This window comes from Flagellimonas sp. 2504JD4-2 (assembly GCF_053642935.1).
The window spans coordinates 18,486-37,738 of record NZ_JBSIOV010000003.1 but is presented as its reverse complement, the minus strand read 5'-3'; the positions used below and the strand labels follow the sequence as shown (position 1 = coordinate 37,738).

The following is a 19,253-nucleotide window of genomic DNA, read 5'->3' as shown; positions in this document are numbered from 1 at the left end:
CTAAAACTTGAAATTGTAGGTTATGGTCGGGATCGGAATAGCAAAAATGGAGCTTTGAAAAGCCTTTATTTCTCCTTCCTCCGTAACAAAAAATACCGAATAGGGGTTGTTCCTTCCTAAGACATTATAGATTGAAAAGTTCCAAAAGCTATGCGCGAACTTCTTGATCTTATGGTTTCCTTCCATATTGAAACTAAGATCGAGTCGATAAAAATCGGGTATTCTGAACTTGTTTCGTTCGCTGAAAGCGACGAACTCAGCATTGTTAAAATCAAAAGTTCCAATAGGAAAGGTGACAGGTCGACCGGTCTGGTATACAAAATTTGCAGAACCACTGAAACGTTTGGTGAATTTGTAGTTGGCAACTACACTAAAATCGTGGGGTTTGTCGAAGTTGGATGGAAAATAATCACCTCCATTAATCCTCTCCTCACTAAAATCGCTATCCAATCTCAGGAAAGATCTTGCATAGGTATATCCCAACCATCCGTTTAATCTACCTGCGAGTTTTCGCACCAAAAATTCCAAACCATAGGCTCTTCCATCACCCTGAAGGACATCAGCTTCAATGGTTTCATTTAGTAATAATTGAGCGCCTGTTTTATAATCCAGGATATTCTTGGAGCGCTTATAATAACTCTCCAAACTTACTTCGTACATACCCTCATTAAAATTCTTGAATAGACCTAGGGAAACCTGATACGCCTGTTGGGGTTCAATATTAAGGTCCGAGAGTTTCCATGTATCGGTCGGCGATGCCGTAGTGTTGTTAGACAGTGTATGAATGTATTGATAGGTGTTGTTGAACCCCGCTTTAATAGAAAAATCCGGGGTTATGGAATATCTCGCTGAAAATCTTGCTTCCGGCCCGCCATAGGTCTCTATAAATTCGTTGGTGTCAAAGTCCCGGACTTCTACAAGCGTGCCCTCGGTCCTCGGCGCATTGTCCTCATACACACGCTGCGAAGATGCTCCCAGAGCGGCATAAAAAGAATACCTTAACCCCACATCCAAGGCAAATTTTTCACTAATGGTATACGTATCCGATAAAAATAAGGCGGCTTCCAGTCCCCTTTCTTTCGGAATCTGCAAAGCAGTTATGTCCGATTCAGGATTTAGGGGATCAACATTGCCGGGTTGCACTTCATATAGTTTTCCAGAAAGTCCATAGTTCACAATATGGTCATCTCCCAAAATGGATTTCATTCGTAGCTTCAGTTCCGTTTCGTTTATCCGATAGCCCAAATCAAAATCACCGTTAGCGTCACCATCAAATTCAATATTGAATCTGTAAGAGCTATTGGATGCTATCACACTGGCCACATTTTTTTCGTTTTTAAACGTATGGTCCCACTTCAATGAAACCAATCTGTTGCTAAAGTTGAATATGGAATCTGAAGTGATACTGAAGTTATCCCGACTGTAGTATCCAGTTACCTCAAGATCATTTCTCTCGTTTATTTTGTCACTGTACTTCCCTACAACATCATAAAAAGAAGCTGAGCTATTTCGCAATTCCTCGGAATCAAGAGATCTTAATATCCAGTCAGAATAGGTTCCCCGCGCCCCAATCAAAAAAGAGGACTTATCTTTAACAATAGGGGTTTCCAATGTGATGTTACCTGTAACAGGACCTATAGATACTTCACCTGCAAATTTTTCAGAATTTCCATTTTTTGTCGTTACATCGAATACCGAGGAAAGTCTACCTCCGTACTCAGATGGTATATTGCCTTTGTAAATGGTCACGCCTCCTGTAGTAAATGGATTCAGGGCCGAAAAAAGACCGAAAAAATGTGCTGGATTGTAAATTACCGCATTGTCCAACAGAAAGAGGTTCTGATCTGTTCTACCTCCCCTTACATTGTATCCTGCTGCACCTTCCCCGGCATTCGAAATCCCCGGTAGTGTCAATGCCACCTTTAAAATGTCCCGTTCGCCAAGTACGAGCGGTATAGTTTTAATTTCTTCAACATCAATTTGGGTTACTCCTGTGATGGGTTGTTCCACATTGCTGATTTTATTCCCCTCAACAACAACCTCCTGCAGGGCTTCCAAACTTTCGTTCAATTCCAGATTTAACTCCCCATCATTATACATGATCACCCTGTACTGTGAAGTTTGGATACCTAATGCCCTTGCTTCCAATAAATTTAGGCCTGCAGGCAGGCTGATTTGATAGAAACCCTGGGCATTGGTAGATGTACCATTTTCGGATCCTAGAAGCACTAACGCCAAGTCCTCTATGGGCCGTCCTGTTTTACTGTTGCGAGCATACCCGGAAAGAACATAGCTTTGCTTTCCTCCATCATTATCTTCCTTTCCTATCCGTATGGTCCCGACAGCACGCGCTGCGACCACTTCCTGTCCTTGATAAAAAATTGGAGCTTTGTTTGAAGGACCTATTTCCACCGGTCTCTCAACCTCCGTTGAATCTGTACGGGTTGTATCAATTTGAAGAAAAAAGTCGGGTACGCTATCATAAATGGCGTTATTGCGGGTGAGTATGACTTTGCCATCATCAAGGACATAGAAGTTGATTTCGGTATCCCGGAAAAGAGAAGTCAATACCACTTCCAACGACTCTTGATTGAAGTCACCGGAAAGCGGTTCCGTGGTCAGCCATGATTCAACATAATAAAAGCGGAAGCTGGAAATCTGCTCTATATCCTGTAAAACAGCTTCCATCCTTTTGTTCTCGAAAGACAGCGATATTTTTTCGCTCCCTTGTTGGGCCATCAATGCTTGGGTCAAGAAAAAGGTCATTATTAAATACTTCTTCATCCCCATTTATCTTTTTGAAGCTATTAGCTTGTTATCGATTAGATTGATCAAACTTGACATAAAAGATTCCGCTCTTCTTTTCTCCTTGGTCTTGTTCCTTTTATAATGAGTTCTTATTTCGTCCTTATATTCTGGGAAAAGTTTGACCAAATCTTTTTTGCCCTCTATATGATAAAACTTCCTTTGGTACAGAATGAGGTGTTCGTTTTCCCCATCATTAAATTCGTAGTACAGATTTTTTTTGTCCCTGCGTTCTAGGGCATCTTTTTTGTACCTAGCATGTAATTCTAAATAGGTTCCGGTAAAAAGCTTTTCGTAAAAGCCTGAAAAGTCGACCCCTTCCTCATCTTTACCCTCAATAGCGCTAAAAGCATGTCCATCGATAGTAAAATCCTGTATTTCATCCTTGATCAGCATCAAAGTGGTGCCACCAATCCTATTGGGAAGTCTTACCAGTACGTTGCCTTCGTATAAATCATACTTCAACTGCAATCCTAAATAAGATTGGTTCTTATACGTTACGTTTCCATTTAAAAAATCACTGGATTTGAAAAACTTGGTTTTTTCATTTAGCACACGATGTTCCTCCTCGTATTCAATACCGTCTACAAGTGGGGTGTTCTCTATGCCGACAATCTCATCAAACCATTGATAAGTAGCATCATTTTTAGTGGAAGTTTGCCCAAAGGCGAAGAAAACGCTGGAAAGGGATATAAAAAAACAAAGTTGACAGCCAATAATGTTGCCTCTCATAAATCTCTTTTAGAGGGGTTCAAAAATTATTAGCTATCAACTCTCTAAAGATAACCAATTGGCTTTACTTATTGTAAGGGCAATACTATTATTTCCTTGAAAAAATCAACAATTCGCTTTATTAGTGTTATCAATTGATGGCATACTATGCTTAACTATTTCGAAATCAAATTTTTAAATAATTTGATCTGAAAAAGAAAAAATTGCTTTCAAGTACCTTTAGGATAACTTATGGGGCTATCTCATGGAAAGATGGTATTTCTCCAGACCAGATTTCAGCCATTTTTCGTAAACATCCGTGTCCACGTATTGCACTGCATCACTTAAAACCTCGAGGTTTGGAGACAACAATACATAATAGGGTTGTGAAGCTGCATTAAAGTTTATGGTCTGGAACGTACCCCACTTTTGCCCGATGGTCGCTATGGATTTAATTCGACCTGAATCATATTGGAAATCGAACTTTTGCCCTTCGGGAAGCTCTTTTCTATCATCTACATATAAGGAGATCAAAACGTATTCATCACGAATCAGCGGATAAATGCTTGAATCGCTCCATACATTTTCTTCCATTTTTCTACAGTTGACACATGCCCAACCGGTAAAATCGAGAAGTATGGGTTTGTTAACCTCTTGGGCATACGCTACTCCTTCGTCAAAATCCTTGAAACAATCCAAGCCCAACGGGCAATCACTTTCGGTTTCCACAACACTATAAAAATCAGGTGGCGGAAATCCACTCAATAGTTTTAGATGGGTAATGTTCAACAATCCTAAAATCAAATAGACAGAGAAACCTGCGCTTATCAATCCGATAAATTTTCGTGTTGGAGATAATTTTTGCTTTGGACCATCGTGTGGAAATCGGAACAATCCAAACAGGTACAATGCCATCAGAACGAAAATGACAATCCAAATCCCTAAAAAGATTTCTCTTTTGAAAATTCCCCAGTTACCCACCAAATCAGCATTGGAAAGAAATTTGAACGCCAAGGCGAGTTCCAAAAAGCCCAAAACTACCTTCACTGTAGTCATCCATCCTCCGGATTTGGGCAGCGAATTCAGCCAGGCTGGAAATAACGCGAAAAGTGCAAAAGGTAACGCCAAGGCAAATCCAAAACCTACCATTCCTGCGGAAAGATTGGTTGCCACATCTCCTTCGGCCAAGGTTGTACTTCCCAGCAATCCGCCCAAAATAGGCCCCGTACATGAGAATGATACAATGGCCAAGGTCAATGCCATAAAGAATATACCCAAACCTCCTCCAGCTTTGGTCGAAGCAGCATCCATTTTATTGGCCCAGGAACTGGGCAAAGTAAGTTCGTAGTATCCAAAGAAGGAAAAAGCAAAAAACACAAAGATCAGGAAGAAGAAAACATTCAACCAGATGTTTGTAGCTATGGTATTCAAAATTTGCGAATCCACCGAATCGAACAAATGAAAGGGCAGGCTCAGCAAGAAATAAATCAACACAATAAAGAATCCATATAAAATGGCGTTCACAATTCCCTTGGATTTATTTTGTGACTGCTTAGTGAAAAAAGACACTGTCAAGGGAATCATTGGGAACACGCAAGGGGTCAGCAAGGCGATAAGTCCGCCTAAAAACCCCAAACCAAAAATCATCCACAAACCGGATTTTCCCTTCGCTCCTTTTAACCCTCCTTGATTTAGCAGCTCTTTGTTCTTTAAATCCAATTTTAAGGATTGTGCTATAGCGATGCTGCTTTCATCTAGCTCTTTTTGGGTTTCCACAAAAGCACTGCCATCCAGGGAAATCTGGAACAGTTCATCCATAGGAATGCAAACTTCCTTGCATATTTGATAAAAAAGATTGACCGTAACCTGCTTAATGTCATGGTTTAGCAGTTTAATCTTTTGAGTGAAAACAGCCTCATGTTTGAAGAAAGTCTCCTCTACCTCAAAAATATCGCTGTATTCCTTTATGGTCTCACTCTCTTCAGTTTTACCTAACAATTCATAGTCCACCCCAGCTTTCTCAAATGTAAATTCACTAGGTAATGAGCCCCCTTCAGCTGTATACTGGGAATACACATGCCACCCTTCATGAATCTTACCCTTAAAGATCAATTCATATTCAGAATCGGAAAGTTTGTTGACCTCATGGCTCCAAACCGCGGGTTCCTCCTCCGATTGTGCCATTAGGGGAACTATGGCTAAAAAGAAACCAAATAAAATGGACAAGAATCTCATATTGAAAGTGTAACTTTTAAAATGTTCTTGGTTGAGCTATCTACTTTGAACCGTTCATCCAATCGTTTCCCAACCACCCATACTATGTCTTCATCCGAACAGAGCAACCATTGTTTTTCCTTGGAAAACACATCTACTTTTTCATCCTTGAAGTATTTGGATAACTTCTTTTTCCCCTGCATTCCAAAAGGATAAAAATAGTCGCCTTTTTTCCAATTCCTTAATATTAACGGATAGTTTAACTTTTCCTTATCCAGAAAAACCACATTTTTGGGGCTCTTTTCATAAGTTTTGACCTTTTCTATCTTCATATGAATAGGACAGTCAATTTGCAAAATACCCTCCTCAATAAAGAAAAAATCCTGTTTTTCCGTTTCAATGGCCGAAAGGATCAGGTGTCCCCTATCTTTTAAAAGCTTATGGGTCTCTGATAATACCTCCTTCCCGCTGGTAGCATGTAGCAATTCCCCAATGCTTTTCCAGTCGGTAAAGCCATATTCACGAAAAAGTTGATACAGATAGGCTTCGATGGGCTGATGTTTTAAGAGGTCGCTCAATTTAATTTTGATATACTCTTTCTCTTCTTCGAACGCTTCTTTTTTGATGGTATCCATATGGTTCTTTACCAAAGAAGCGATTTGCTCCAAATAGGTTTGGGTTTGCATAAAATTATCCAGGAAAGTTGGATGCATTTCCTTCAATCTAGGTACTATTTCATGTCTTACTTTGTTGCGCAGGTATTTATTTTCTTGGTTGCTACTGTCTTCCCTCCAAGTGATGTTCTCGGATTTTGCATAGGTCAAAATCTGATTCCGAGAAAAACCAAGCAGCGGCCTAACAATTTTGTCGTTTTGCTCTGGAATTCCGCGTAGACCCTCAATTCCAGAACCCCTGGAAAGATTGATCAAAAAAGTCTCAAGGTCATCATCGGCATGATGCGCTGTCAATACATAATCAAAATCCTTTGTTTCTATCAGTGACCCGAACCATTGATATCGCAAGGTTCTTGCCGCCATTTGTACAGACCCACCGTTTTCTTGGATATATTTCTTGGTATCAAATAATTTGGTGATGGAAGGGATTTTTAATGCTAAAGCAAGTTCTTTAACAAAGGTTTCATCTTCATCACTTTCAGGGCCTCTCAAATTAAAATTGCAATGGGCCAATGTGATATCCAGTTCAGATGCTACGCATAGCATCGTAAGGACAACACTATCCAATCCCCCACTGCATGCCAATAGCAACTTTCCTTTTATTAGAAAGGGGAAGTTTTTTTTAAGATGGCTTCTGAACTGCTCCAACATACTGCAAAAGTAACAATTAAGCTCAGCTGCTTTCCAACACGCTGCGCATTGCTTTGGCTTTTAGCAAACATTCTTGGTATTCGCTTTCGGGATTGGATTTTGAGGTAATAGCGCTTCCCACTGAAAAAGATACATATTTGCGACGGTTGTTATATAAAATACTGCGAATGACAACATTAAAATCAAAGTTTCCTTCGGGGTCAAAATAACCGACCGCACCGCTGTACAACCCTCGTTTGGTCTCCTCCAATTCCTCTATGATCTTCATTGCCGAAATTTTGGGCGCGCCCGTCATACTGCCCATGGGAAAAGTTTGCTTAATCAAATCCAACGGCCTTGTGTCGCTAGAAACTTCAGCAATTACCGTAGAAATCATTTGGTGTACTTGCTTAAAAGAATACACCTTGCACAATTCATCTACCTTAACGCTGCCCTTAACAGCACTTTTGGAAAGATCGTTACGCACAAGGTCTGTAATCATTATATTTTCTGCCCTCTCCTTTTCGTCGTGCTCCAGTTTATGTTGGAGCTCATCATCCTGCAAAGTGTTTTCACTTCGAGCTGCGGTTCCCTTTATGGGTTGTGAGATAACAGTTTGTCCATGCTTTTTGAGATACCTTTCTGGTGAAGCGCATAGCAGGTAGTTATCTCGTATTTTCATATAGGTTGCAAAGGGAGCCTCTGAGATTCGGTTCAAGTTCTTGTAAGTTTCCAAGGGGTCAATTGTGGTGTCCTCGGCATAAAATTCTTGACAGAAATTCGCTTCATAAATATCACCGCGATGGATATGTTCCAAAAAATTTCGAGCTTTTTCAAAATAGGCATCTTTATGAATGCGCATCTTGATCCGAACGGATTGTTCAGGCTTTGATTTAAGTGCTTCAGTCTCGGAAAGGGCACTGATTTTTGCAAAATCATTATCTATTTGATGTTCTACTTCCCTCAAATACAGAAAGTTCAATTGCCCATCTTTAATGGTAATCAGTTTCTCCGGAGAAAAGAAGAAAAGTTCTGGAAAATACAAGCCATCAAAATTGTCGGAACTTAACGCTTCTATTTCATTTTTTATATCGTACGAAAAGTATCCGAACAGCCAATCCTTCGTTTTATCGATGGTTTTACTCAATTCATCGACGTTTTTTAAGTTCAATTGAGACTTATCGGTCTGTCCAGAAATTGCCAAAATAGCATCATATGAACTGTACTTATCTTGATGTTCATTGCTATCCATCCAAGCAACAATTTCATAGTCTTTTGACCAATCTAGCAGCGCTTCTTTGTAATTTGAAGGGGACGGAATTTGGAAAGAACAGTGCCTTCGCAATGGGTAATTACTTTAATGTTTCCAAAAGTGCATTCAATGCTTCCAGATGCTGGTCCCTTAGGGCCTCATCTGTAATTCCCTTGTCCTCTTCGAAGTTTTGATAGAAGGAAGGCAGTGAAAATGTGGCAACTATCTCGGCTCCAAACCTGGGCAACATATTCTGGACAACATCAAGTGCGCCTATTCCCCCACGTTTTCCTGGTGAACAGGACATCAACAGCACCTTTGAATCCTGCAGAAAACTGCGGTCCAATCGGGATAACCAGTCCAAAATGTTTTTAAAGTAGGCCGAAGGATTACTGTTGTGTTCATTTACGGAAATTATAATCGCATTTGCTTTCTGAAAATCGTTCTTCAGTTCGACCAGCGAATTTGAATACCCATTTTGTTTTTCCTCATCTTCACTGTACATCGGAAAAGGATATTTTACCATGTCAAGTAACTGTACGTCATAGCCTTGTATCAAAGAAGTCGTATGTTTTACCAGTTTGTAATTGACGGATGTTGAAGAATTGCTTCCAGCCAGTGCCAAAATTGCAGCCATAAGGGAAAAACTTTAATTGTTTCGCTAAAATACCGCAATTGGGTCTTACTTGCGAGTATTTTGGCTAATTTTGGCTCACAAAACATCCAAACTTACTGTCCAACAAGTATATAGGGTGATTATCAATGTAATCAATGAGTGCCAAGACCGCCAGATTGTTCTTTATCGATGCCATGAGGGCATGGGCCATTTTAATGATGCTCCAAGGTCACTTCATTGATGGACTTCTGGAGCCTGTTTTCAGAGACAAGGAAAACATGGTGTTTAAGATTTGGCTATACTTTAGGGGAATTACAGCCCCCGTTTTCTTTACGGTCTCCGGTTTTATCTTTACATATCTTTTGATACGGGTGCCGCAAAAAGGGTTGGAAAATCCTCGTGTGAAAAAAGGGATTCGTCGTGGACTCCAGCTTTTACTTATCGGTTACCTCCTTCGAATGAATATTTTCGGACTCCTCAGCGGTAGTATCTACAATTCATTTTACTTGGTGGATGTGTTGCATTGTATTGGACTTTCCATATTGGTGTTGATTGGGGTCTATCTTTTTGCTGCCGAAAGAAAAAAATACCTCTTTCCAGCCTTGCTTTTGGGAATTACAATAGTGCTTTTCCTTTTCGAACCCTTATACAAACAATGGTCATTTGCCTTTTTACCTGATGCTTTGGCCAATTACTTCACCAAAGCAAATGGATCGGTATTCACTATAATCCCATGGTTAGGCTATGCGACCATTGGGGGATTTATCTCCATTTTGTTTACCAGGTTTAAAGATTTCAAATACTTATACCCTGTCGCAATTTCAATCGCAACAATTGTTGGATTGACCTTGATATATTATTCTTCTATCGGGTTTATAAATCTGTATCACTTCAGTGGTTTGGAGTTGTTTAAATTGATAGAAAGCAACAATTATCTCTTTATCCGCCTAGGTGATGTTTTTGTGGTATTTGCAATTTTCATGTTGTTCCGTCAATTCTTGACCAATAAGACCATCTTGAAGGTAGGTGCCAGTACCTTATCTATTTATGTAATCCACTTCATCATTCTCTATGGAAGTTTTACAGGACTGGGATTGTACCGCTTTATGCACCATTCGTTGGAACCCACTACGGTGATTCTTGGGGCAATCGCGTTTATGGTGGCGTGCACCTATTTGGCATTAAGCTATAACAAGCACGAAACCGAAATCAAAGCGCAACTTTCACATGCATTTGGCTTCGTTAAAAACCAAAGCTTGGAGCTTAAAAAAGCATCTACTCCTTTTTTACGTGAAGTTACAATTAGAGCGAAAGTCTTGGTCAGAAGATTTCTTAGAACCGTACGCGGTTAAAATGGAATTATTCTCGGCGAGATGGATTATATAAATACTTGTCAGGTCGAGCGGAGTCGAGACCTAATTAAAGTAGGTTGAAGTTTAAAACTTCTCGACTGCGCTCGAAGTGACAATTGTCAAATTTTCAAATCCGATTAAATATGAATAGGCCTATCGTCTGTAGCAGCTAAAGCAGCTTCCTTAACGGCCTCAGCGTAGGTCGGATGCGCATGGCTCATTCGTGCCATATCTTCGGCAGATGCCCTGAACTCCATTGCTGTCACACCTTCGGTGATCAAATCGGCGCAACGCGCACCTATCATGTGAACGCCCAATACTTCATCTGTAGCTTTATCCGCCAATATTTTTACAAAGCCATCGATGTCCATACTTGCTCTGGCTCTTCCCAATGCCCGCATTGGAAACTGACCCACTTTGTATGCAACACCGGCTTCTTTAAGTTCTTCCTCTGTTTTTCCAACAGCAGCAACTTCGGGCCAAGTGTAAACCACCCCGGGAATAAGGTTATAATTGATATGTGGCTTCTGACCAGCAAGTAATTCAGCTACCATGGTTCCTTCTTCCTCTGCTTTATGCGCCAACATAGCTCCTTTGACCACATCACCGATAGCATAAATGTTGGAAACGCTGGTTTGAAGGTGTTCATTTACCTCTACCCTGCCCTTGTCATCCAGTTTCACCCCGGCAGCTTCAGCATTCAATCCATCAGTATAAGGTCTTCTACCTACGGATACAAGGCAGTAATCTCCTTTAAAAACAACTTCCTGTCCCTTTTTATCATCAGCCTTTACCACAACTTCGTCACCAACACGCTCTACAGACTTCACCTTATGGGACAGATTGAATTTCACCTTTTGCTTTTTCAGAGACCTCATGAGCTCTTTAGAAAGTCCTCCGTCCATTCCGGGAATGATTCTGTCCATAAATTCGATTACCGTAACATCGGCACCAAGGCGTTTGTATACCTGACCAAGTTCCAATCCGATTACCCCTCCTCCAATTACGATCATATGCTTGGGAATTTCTTTTAACCCCAATGCTTCGGTTGAAGTAATAATTCGCTCTTTATCTATTTTGATGAAAGGTAAGGTCGAAGGTTTGGAGCCTGTTGCTATGATAATGTGCTTGGCTTCAATAGTCTCGGTTTTTCCTTTTTCATTTTTGATATTCACATGGGTGGCATCTTTAAAACTTCCCAAACCGTGGTAAACATCAATCTTGTTTTTATCCATCAGAAATTGAATCCCTTTGGTGGTTTGATCCACAACACCCTGCTTGCGATTGATCATCTGTTCCAAATTGACCTTGACCTCTCCGGGAATATCAATTCCGTGCTCTTCAAAATGCTTGATGGCATCTTCATAATGATGTGAAGAATCCAGCAACGCCTTGGATGGAATACAACCTACATTTAGGCAAGTCCCCCCAAGAGTATCATACTTTTCAATTATTGCGGTCTTCATTCCCAATTGGGCACAACGAATTGCCGCTACATATCCTCCAGGTCCAGAGCCAATAACGGCCACATCATATTGATTCATATTTCTATTTTAGAGCTACTATTTAGTTCGATAATCGGAACAAAAATAACAATGTTTATTCTAAAAGGACTGCTTCTTTTTAGTTTTGATTTTCTTTTTGTTTCGGCGACTTATAATTCTATCATAAAGTTGATTTCCACTATGCGGAACATCACGATTTTCTGATTACATTTGAGTGATGCGTACATTGAAATTGGACAAAGAAATGGAAGTGTTTATCGCCGGTCTGGGTGCGGCACAAAGTCTGTTGTTGTCCGTTTATAGCTTCCTTGAAAGAAAAAGGGATTTCAGGAATTTACTTTTGGGGCTGTTCTTCTTGGCCATCACAATCCGATTGGGAAAGTCAATACTGTGGGTCTATCTCGATACTTCCCCTCTTTGGTTGATCAACATTGGGTTTATAGCACATAGCATTTCGGGGCCTGCCCTCTTTTTATACATCCTTCATTTTTTGTTTTCCAAAAAATGGTCCAATTGGAGCCTCATACATTTTGTTCCCAGCCTTATGTTGGCTTTCTATATTGGCATGTTAACATTGGATGGTTTTTGGTATGTAGGTGGTTATTCGGCCCTGCTTTTTCAACAAATAGGTTATAGTTTGGCAGGGGTCGTTGTATTGGGCATCCATTTTAGGTCAAGGGACAGGAATGTGTCGCTTAGTAAATCGACAATCATTTGGATAAGTTCTTTGGTGTTGGGTACAGCGGTGCTGCAGTTTTTATATTTCTCCAATTATATCCTTGGAATAACTCCTTATTTACTCGGTCCGGTCAGTTACCTTCCTTTTGTATACTTTTTGGCTTTCCTGCTATTTAAAAATCCGTCATTGTTAAAAAATTCCAATCAGAAAAAGCAACGGAACATTCGTTTGGAAGCACATCAACTAAAAGATTTTGCAAACCAAATGGAGCGCTTGATGGAATCTAAAAAATTATATCTTGACCCTAATTGCTCCCTCAATAAGGTTGCCAAGGAGATGAAATTACCACCCTATTTAATTTCCCACGTGGTAAACAATGCTCTCGACAAAAACTTCCCCGATTTTTTGAACGGCTACCGCATTGAAGAGGTCAAGATTAGATTGTTACAACCTGAAGGCAAACAGATTAAGATAGCCAGCCTTGCCTATGACTGCGGGTTTAATTCATTGTCCTCCTTCAACATTGCCTTTAAAAGATCCACTGGGGTCACACCAAGTAAATTTCTTAGGAACAATACTTCTTCTTAGGTTTTTATAAATCCATCAGACCTATTCTTCAATCAAAAAGGCCATTATTTAAAATGTGTCCATTTTCGATTTTGAGCAATTCAGTTCACTATTGTTATGATACATTTTAAAAAAAATTAATGCAAAAATCAGCCAAGTCATATAACACAAAACTTGTTATTTGTTCCTTTTTCTGTTTCTTCTGTCTGCTTTGTTCCTATTTTATTTTAAGACCCCTGCGGGATGAAATGGGGATTGTGAATGGAGCGGTCAACATGCAATGGCTGTTTACCGGAACTTTTGTCGCCATGCTTTGTATAGTTCCCATTTTTGCCCTATTGATGGCCAAAAACTCCATAAAAAGAGTCTTGATTATTTCCTGCTCTTTTTTCATAGCGACAATCTTCGTTTTTTATTTTCTAATCAATGTTGAGGGAATCACAAAACCGATTGCCATTGCCTTTTTTATCTGGTTAAGTGTCTTTAACCTTTTTGTGGTTTCACTTTTCTGGAGTTTTATGGCTGATTTGTTCTCTGGGCCGACTTCCAAACGTTTTTTTGGCATCATCACAGCTGGCGGCAGTCTGGGCGCATTGACCGGACCCCTTATCGCAAATTATCTGGGCAAACAGTCCTCCATGGATGTCTTGTTACTAACAGCTGCCTTGTTTCTTATTTTGGCACTTTGCTTCATTTCCATAATTTTTTCTTTATCCAGCAATATGTATGATACGAAAGTCCCAACGGGAAAGGCATTAGACTTAAAAAGTCTTTTCGCTGGAGTCCATAACATCGGAAAATCCAAATACCTTATGTCCATTGTGGCATTTATGCTGCTGTACACCTCAATTTCAACGGTACTCTATTTTGAACAGGCCCATATTGTGGAGGACACTTTAAAAGAGCCCAGTCAACGCATTGATTATTTTTCCAGCATCGATTTTACAGTAAATGCAATTGCGATTTTTGGTCAGCTGTTATTGACCGCGAGCGTCATCAAAAAATTCGGATTGGCGAAGGTACTTGCTTCCGTTCCCTTTTTGATGGGACTGGGCCTGTTCTTCTTAGGAACGAATTCATCATTATGGGTCATAGCTGCTTTAATGGTGTTGCATAGGGCCGGTAATTTTATGCTGCTCCGTCCCTCACGTGAAATTTTATATACCGTTACTTCCATGGAAGAAAAATACAAAGCCAAAAACTTCATAGATACGGCCATTTATCGAGGAGGTGATACCCTTGTGGGCTGGTTGTTCGCAGGACTAGTGGCCATCGGATGGGGATTGGGAGCCATCTCATTTTTAGCGATTCCCCTTGCTTTTCTATGGAGTTTTGTAGGCCATCGTCTTGGAAAACAACAGCAAGAAAAGGAGAAAGTTTTAACTTTAAACAACAAGATTTATGAAAACAGCATTTAACCGTAGGGAAGCACTAAAATTGTCCGTATTGGGCGGACTTGGTCTTTCTTTTGGCCAAGTTCCAAATTCTTTGATTGCTATGGATAAAATTCAAACCAGATCAATTCCCTCCTCAGGAGAGGCTTTGCCCATAGTTGGGGTTGGGACTTGGCAAACTTTTGATGTTGGCGGTTCTTCAGAAAAACGAAAAGTTTTGACCCAGGTACTTTCAGAATTGCATCGTTTTGGTGGGCGTGCCATTGATTCCTCCCCTATGTATGCTTCCTCCGAACGTGTTGTGGGAGATCTTACTAGTAATCTTGCCTTTCAAAATGAACTCTTCTATGCCACCAAGGTCTGGATATCAGGCAAACAAGCTGGAATACGGCAGATGGAGGCTTCGATGCAAAAAATGCGACGAAAAAAAATGGATTTAATGCAAATTCATAACCTGGTCGATTGGAAAACCCATGTAAAAACACTCAAAGCCTGGAAAGAAGAAGGTAAGATCAAATATTGGGGCATTACGCACTATGTGGATTCCGCCCACAGTGCTTTGGAAAAAATTATCATGTCGGAACGTCCAGATTTTGTGCAGTTCAATTATTCCATACGGGGGAGACACGCAGAGAATTCGCTATTCGACACTGTTGAAAAGTATGGCGTAGCGACCCTGATCAACCAACCTTATGAGAGCGGCTCGTTGTTCCGACGTGTTAAAGGAAAATCGATTCCAGATTGGGCCAAGGAATATGACATAAACAGTTGGGGGCAGTACTTTTTGAAGTTTATTCTTTCCAACAAACAGGTAACCTGTGTAATTCCCGGCACGTCAAAACCCCATCATATGATTGATAATATGAAAGCTGGACTTGGTAAAATGCCTGACCAAAAGGCAAGGCATAAAATGGCCGATTATCTCAGGTCTCTTTAGGATGATTATACCGGAGCCAACGGAAACTTATTGGCGCCGTGATAGCCTAGCCAAACTCCGGCTAGAAGTGTCAAATGTAGTCCAGACTCAAACCAGAATGGACCGCTCCATTGGCCACAGAGCACTGCAAAGGACATTTTGCCCACAATAAAAGCAGAAATGGCCAAATGCGGCCAATAGTTGTCCCGTACCACGATCAGCGAAGCAAGAAAACCTGCCACAACAGCTGAAACAAAGGTGGCCAGGCAACCAACAAACAATTCTGAGCTGGTAGAAGTGCAAAAACTAAGACCATCCAATAAAATTTCTTGTGATAAAGTGGTGTACAGTATAAGGGACAATCCCCCTATGATAGTTGCTGTCACCGTGAGCAAAACTCGCGTACGGGAACTCATTGGTTATAAACGTTTTTTGATTGTTGTTCGTTTTTTGGTAACGAAAAATTAGAAAGATTAGCTCAAAGCACCCGTCCTTTTAACACGGATTTACGTTAAACTTTGCTAAATATGCACTGAAGGGCTGCTTTTGACCTCGCGAATGGAAAAGGAACTCTGCGTACTCCCAATATTGCTTATGGCAGTTAGTTTGGTTACCATAAACTCCCGATATTCCTTCATGTCACGGACGTTTACTTTCAAAATATAATCGTAATCCCCACTTACATGAAAACATTCGGATACCTCATCCAACTTTAAAACCTCCCGTTCAAACCTCAGTACATTTTCCTTGGTATGTTGCACCAGTCGTATGTGACAGAGAACTGTGAAATTACGCTGCACCTTCTCCTTGTCGATAAGAGCAACATAGTTGGTGACGATACCGGTTCTTTCTAACCGCCGAATACGTTCATACACTGCAGTTTTGGATAAATCCAGACTATCAGCATACTGTTTGGTGGTCTTCTTGCAATCCTCCTGCAGCAGTTTTACAAGCTGTTTATCAATTTTATCCAATTCCATACCGATAATTTTTCAGGCTATCAACTCATTTTCAATATAAATATAGACAAATAATCTAATATTTATTAGAATTTAGATTTATAATCTATAATCTGTTAATTTAATTGACTTTATACCCGTATATGTAGAATTTTATCGAAAAATCAGACCAATGGACTACAAAGCATCAGAACAGATTCAAGATCTTCAATATTTTGGAGAATTTGGTGGGGTCAACCCATCTATTTCGGATTCGTCGACCTATACTTTCCTTTCTGCAAAAACAATGTTCGATACCTTCGAGGGAAACACGGAAGGATGTTACCTCTACAGCAGACATTCGTCGCCATCAAATCTTTACCTAGGAGAAGCCATGGCGCAATTGGAGGGTACGGAATCTGCCAATGTGTATGCCAGTGGTATGGGCGCAATCAGTGCGGTAATCCTTCAATTGTGCAATGCCAACGAACACATCGTCTGTAGTAGAACCATTTATGGGGGGACCTACGCCCTCTTGAAGAACTTTTTGAAAAAATTCAACATTGCAACTTCCTTTGTTGACATTACGGATATTGATGCTGTGGAGCAATCCATCACTCCAGAAACCAAAATGATCTACTGCGAAGCTATCAGTAACCCTTTACTGGAAGTGGCAGACATTGAAGCATTGTCCAAACTAGCCAAGAAATATGATATTCCGTTGGTGGTGGACAATACTTTTTCTCCCTTAAGTATCAATGCAGCTAAGCTGGGGGCGGATATAGTGGTTCATAGCCTTACCAAATTCATTAACGGTAGCAGCGACTGTGTAGCCGGGGCTGTTTGTGCTTCTTCAGAATTTTGCCTTAGCCTTAAGGATGTAAATGATGGTGCTGGGATGTTATTGGGAAGCACTTTGGACAGCCTGAGGGCAGCTTCTATTCTTAAAAACATGCGAACCCTTCATATCAGAATAAAAAAACATAGTGAAAATGCACAGTTTTTGGCCGATCAGTTTCAAAAAGATGGCTTGAGAGTGGTATATCCTGGATTAAAAAACCACTCCGGACATGAAGTCATGACATCGCAAATGAATCCAGAGTATGGTTATGGCGGATTACTGACTTTGGATGTTGGTTCCTTGGATAAAGCTAATGCGCTGATGGAACTGATGCAAAAAGAAAAATTAGGGTACTTGGCGGTAAGTTTAGGATTCTATAAAACCTTGTTCAGTGCCCCAGGCACTTCCACCTCTTCCGAAATTCCTTTGGAGGAGCAGGAACAACTGGGGCTCTCGCAAGGGCTTATTCGTTTTTCCATTGGTTTGGACAACGATATCTACAAAACCTATTTGGCAATGCGTTCCTGTATGGAACAATTGGGAATCATGGAAAGTACGACCACTTTGGTCTAAAGCAACTCAATTGCAGGTTTGGAGAACAAGCCTCAAAGTTGTAATATTACCTTCAAACTAAACCAGATTCCATGCCTAAAAAAGAGGAAGAAACCAAGTACAGACAAGCTGAGAATATCGTAGAAAATAAAGAGTTAAGTATTTGGGAAGCACTGATTCCTGTTTTTGCCTTGGTAGGGATGCTCGCCTACAACGTTTATGTTTTTGGTGATGATGCTTTAAGCGGTTCCAATCAGTTTATCTTATTGCTTGGTGGTGCGGTTGCCGCCATCGTCGGTTTTTTCAATAAGGTCTCTTACAAACAAATGATAGCCGAAGTGGCCGAAAATGTCCGGTCCACAACAGGTGCGTTGTTGATTCTTTTAATGGTAGGAGCATTAGCGGGTACTTGGTTGATCAGCGGAATCATCCCTGCAATGATCTATTACGGACTTCAAATATTGAATCCGACCATATTTTTAGGTGCCTGTGTCATTATTTGCGCCATTATTTCCATTGCCACAGGTAGTAGCTGGACAACCGCGGCAACTGTGGGTATCGCTCTTATCGGTATTGGAGAAGCCCTTGGTGTTTCCCTGGGCATGACAGCAGGAGCGGTGCTCTCTGGAGCCTATTTTGGCGATAAGATGTCCCCATTAAGCGATACGACCAATCTGGCACCTGCAATGGCTGGTGGAGAATTGTTTTCCCATATTCGATATATGGCATTTACTACAGTGCCAACGATATCGGTCACTTTGGTGGTTTTCATCATTCTTGGATTTACCATTGATACATCGGGTGTAGCAGATACTGAGTCGATTCTTAAAAATATAAGCACTGCCTTCAATATTAATGGTTGGCTCTTTATAGTTCCCTTGGTGGTGATTTTTATGATTGTAAAGAAAGCCCCACCCCTATTGGCGCTATTGATCGGAACATTATTGGGAGGAGCTTTTGCTTTGATTTTTCAACCCGATGTGGTTACCACTTTAGGTGGCGGAGATACATTAACTTTTGAATCTGCATATAAAGGCATTTTGAATGCCATTACGGTGGACACGTCAATTGCCACTCCAGATCCTGCATTAAACGATTTGTTTTCCTCTGGCGGTATGGCCGGAATGTTGGGCACCATTTGGTTGATTGTCTGCGCCATGGTTTTTGGAGGGGTTATGGACGGTATTGGTGCTTTGGAACGTATAACTGAATCCCTATTGAAAATGGCAAAGACGACTTTTGGACTTTTTGCAAGTACCGTAGGAAGCTGTTTGGCATTGAACGTTACAGCTTCAGACCAATATTTGGCTTTGGTGGTGCCGGGTAAAATGTTTTCAAAGGCTTATCAGGACCGCGGACTGGCTCCTGAAAATCTAAGTCGAACCCTGGAAGATTCGGGAACAGTGACTTCTGTGCTGGTACCTTGGAATACCTGCGGAGCCTACCATAGTGGGGTTTTGGGTGTTAGTGTGGCCGAGTACTTTGTATACGCCATTTTTAACTGGTTGAGTCCGTTCATGACCTTGCTCTTTGCTGCGTTCAGAATAAAGATCAAGCAACTTACCACGAAATAGAGTTGCAGCTGCAACCACCAAAATAAAACGCTT

15 protein-coding genes are annotated in these 19,253 nt (G+C 40.8%); 6 read left to right on the top strand and 9 right to left on the bottom strand.

What is annotated here, in order from left to right:
* From ACULLH_RS11385 to ACULLH_RS11360, 6 genes are all read right to left on the bottom strand, one after another.
* Positions 1–2,784: a TonB-dependent receptor gene (locus ACULLH_RS11385; protein ID WP_454088866.1), complete on the bottom strand. Its 2,784-nt coding sequence runs from the start codon at positions 2,782–2,784 to the stop codon at positions 1–3.
* A gap of 6 nt (positions 2,785–2,790) precedes the next feature.
* Entirely contained in the window at positions 2,791–3,537 is a 747-nt protein-coding gene (locus ACULLH_RS11380) for a hypothetical protein (protein ID WP_454088865.1), read from the bottom strand.
* A gap of 237 nt (positions 3,538–3,774) precedes the next feature.
* The gene (locus ACULLH_RS11375) at positions 3,775–5,751 is read right to left on the bottom strand and encodes a cytochrome c biogenesis protein CcdA (RefSeq protein ID WP_454088864.1); all 1,977 of its coding nucleotides are present in this window, start codon (positions 5,749–5,751) and stop codon (positions 3,775–3,777) included.
* A complete protein-coding gene (gene tilS, locus ACULLH_RS11370; protein ID WP_454088863.1) occupies positions 5,748–7,055 on the bottom strand; it encodes a tRNA lysidine(34) synthetase TilS in 1,308 nt (435 codons plus the stop codon). Before tilS ends, ACULLH_RS11375 begins: the two co-directional genes overlap by 4 nt.
* 22 nt (positions 7,056–7,077) lie before the next feature.
* The gene (locus tag ACULLH_RS11365; protein ID WP_454088862.1) at positions 7,078–8,286 is read right to left on the bottom strand and encodes an anthranilate synthase component I family protein; all 1,209 of its coding nucleotides are present in this window, start codon (positions 8,284–8,286) and stop codon (positions 7,078–7,080) included.
* Positions 8,287–8,386: 100 nt separating this feature from the next.
* Positions 8,387–8,923 carry an NADPH-dependent FMN reductase gene (locus ACULLH_RS11360; RefSeq protein WP_454088861.1) on the bottom strand — a complete coding sequence of 179 codons (537 nt, stop codon included), beginning with the start codon at positions 8,921–8,923 and terminating at the stop codon, positions 8,387–8,389.
* A 134-nt stretch (positions 8,924–9,057) separates the two neighbouring features.
* Here ACULLH_RS11360 and ACULLH_RS11355 point away from each other — a divergent pair, with 134 nt between their 5' ends.
* Positions 9,058–10,254: a heparan-alpha-glucosaminide N-acetyltransferase domain-containing protein gene (locus tag ACULLH_RS11355; protein WP_454088860.1), complete on the top strand. Its 1,197-nt coding sequence runs from the start codon at positions 9,058–9,060 to the stop codon at positions 10,252–10,254.
* Between the two features lie 137 nt (positions 10,255–10,391).
* Here the strand turns inward: ACULLH_RS11355 and lpdA are convergent, their stop codons facing one another.
* A complete protein-coding gene (lpdA, locus tag ACULLH_RS11350) occupies positions 10,392–11,798 on the bottom strand; it encodes a dihydrolipoyl dehydrogenase (protein ID WP_454088859.1) in 1,407 nt (468 codons plus the stop codon).
* Between the two features lie 178 nt (positions 11,799–11,976).
* On the opposite strand from lpdA, the gene ACULLH_RS11345 reads away from it, so the two are divergent.
* From ACULLH_RS11345 to ACULLH_RS11335, 3 genes are all read left to right on the top strand, one after another.
* Positions 11,977–13,026 (top strand): helix-turn-helix domain-containing protein, encoded by a 1,050-nt coding sequence (locus ACULLH_RS11345; RefSeq protein WP_454088858.1) that lies wholly within the window; start codon positions 11,977–11,979, stop codon positions 13,024–13,026.
* Between the two features lie 119 nt (positions 13,027–13,145).
* Positions 13,146–14,423, top strand: a complete 1,278-nt coding sequence (locus ACULLH_RS11340) for an NTP/NDP exchange transporter (RefSeq protein WP_454088857.1) — start codon at positions 13,146–13,148, stop codon at positions 14,421–14,423.
* Positions 14,407–15,336, top strand: coding sequence for an aldo/keto reductase (locus ACULLH_RS11335; RefSeq protein ID WP_454088856.1), 930 nt, complete (start codon positions 14,407–14,409; stop codon positions 15,334–15,336). Before ACULLH_RS11340 ends, ACULLH_RS11335 begins: the two co-directional genes overlap by 17 nt.
* 5 nt (positions 15,337–15,341) lie before the next feature.
* On the opposite strand, the gene ACULLH_RS11330 is transcribed toward ACULLH_RS11335, so the two are convergent.
* Both ACULLH_RS11330 and ACULLH_RS11325 read right to left on the bottom strand, forming a co-directional pair.
* Positions 15,342–15,731 (bottom strand): hypothetical protein, encoded by a 390-nt coding sequence (locus ACULLH_RS11330; RefSeq protein WP_454088855.1) that lies wholly within the window; start codon positions 15,729–15,731, stop codon positions 15,342–15,344.
* Positions 15,732–15,836: 105 nt separating this feature from the next.
* Entirely contained in the window at positions 15,837–16,295 is a 459-nt protein-coding gene (locus ACULLH_RS11325; protein WP_454088854.1) for an Lrp/AsnC family transcriptional regulator, read from the bottom strand.
* Between the two features lie 151 nt (positions 16,296–16,446).
* On the opposite strand from ACULLH_RS11325, the gene ACULLH_RS11320 reads away from it, so the two are divergent.
* A complete protein-coding gene (locus ACULLH_RS11320) occupies positions 16,447–17,667 on the top strand; it encodes an aminotransferase class I/II-fold pyridoxal phosphate-dependent enzyme (RefSeq protein WP_454088853.1) in 1,221 nt (406 codons plus the stop codon).
* A gap of 71 nt (positions 17,668–17,738) precedes the next feature.
* Positions 17,739–19,220, top strand: a complete 1,482-nt coding sequence (gene nhaC, locus ACULLH_RS11315; RefSeq protein WP_454088852.1) for a Na+/H+ antiporter NhaC — start codon at positions 17,739–17,741, stop codon at positions 19,218–19,220.
* Positions 19,221–19,253: the final 33 nt, after the last annotated feature.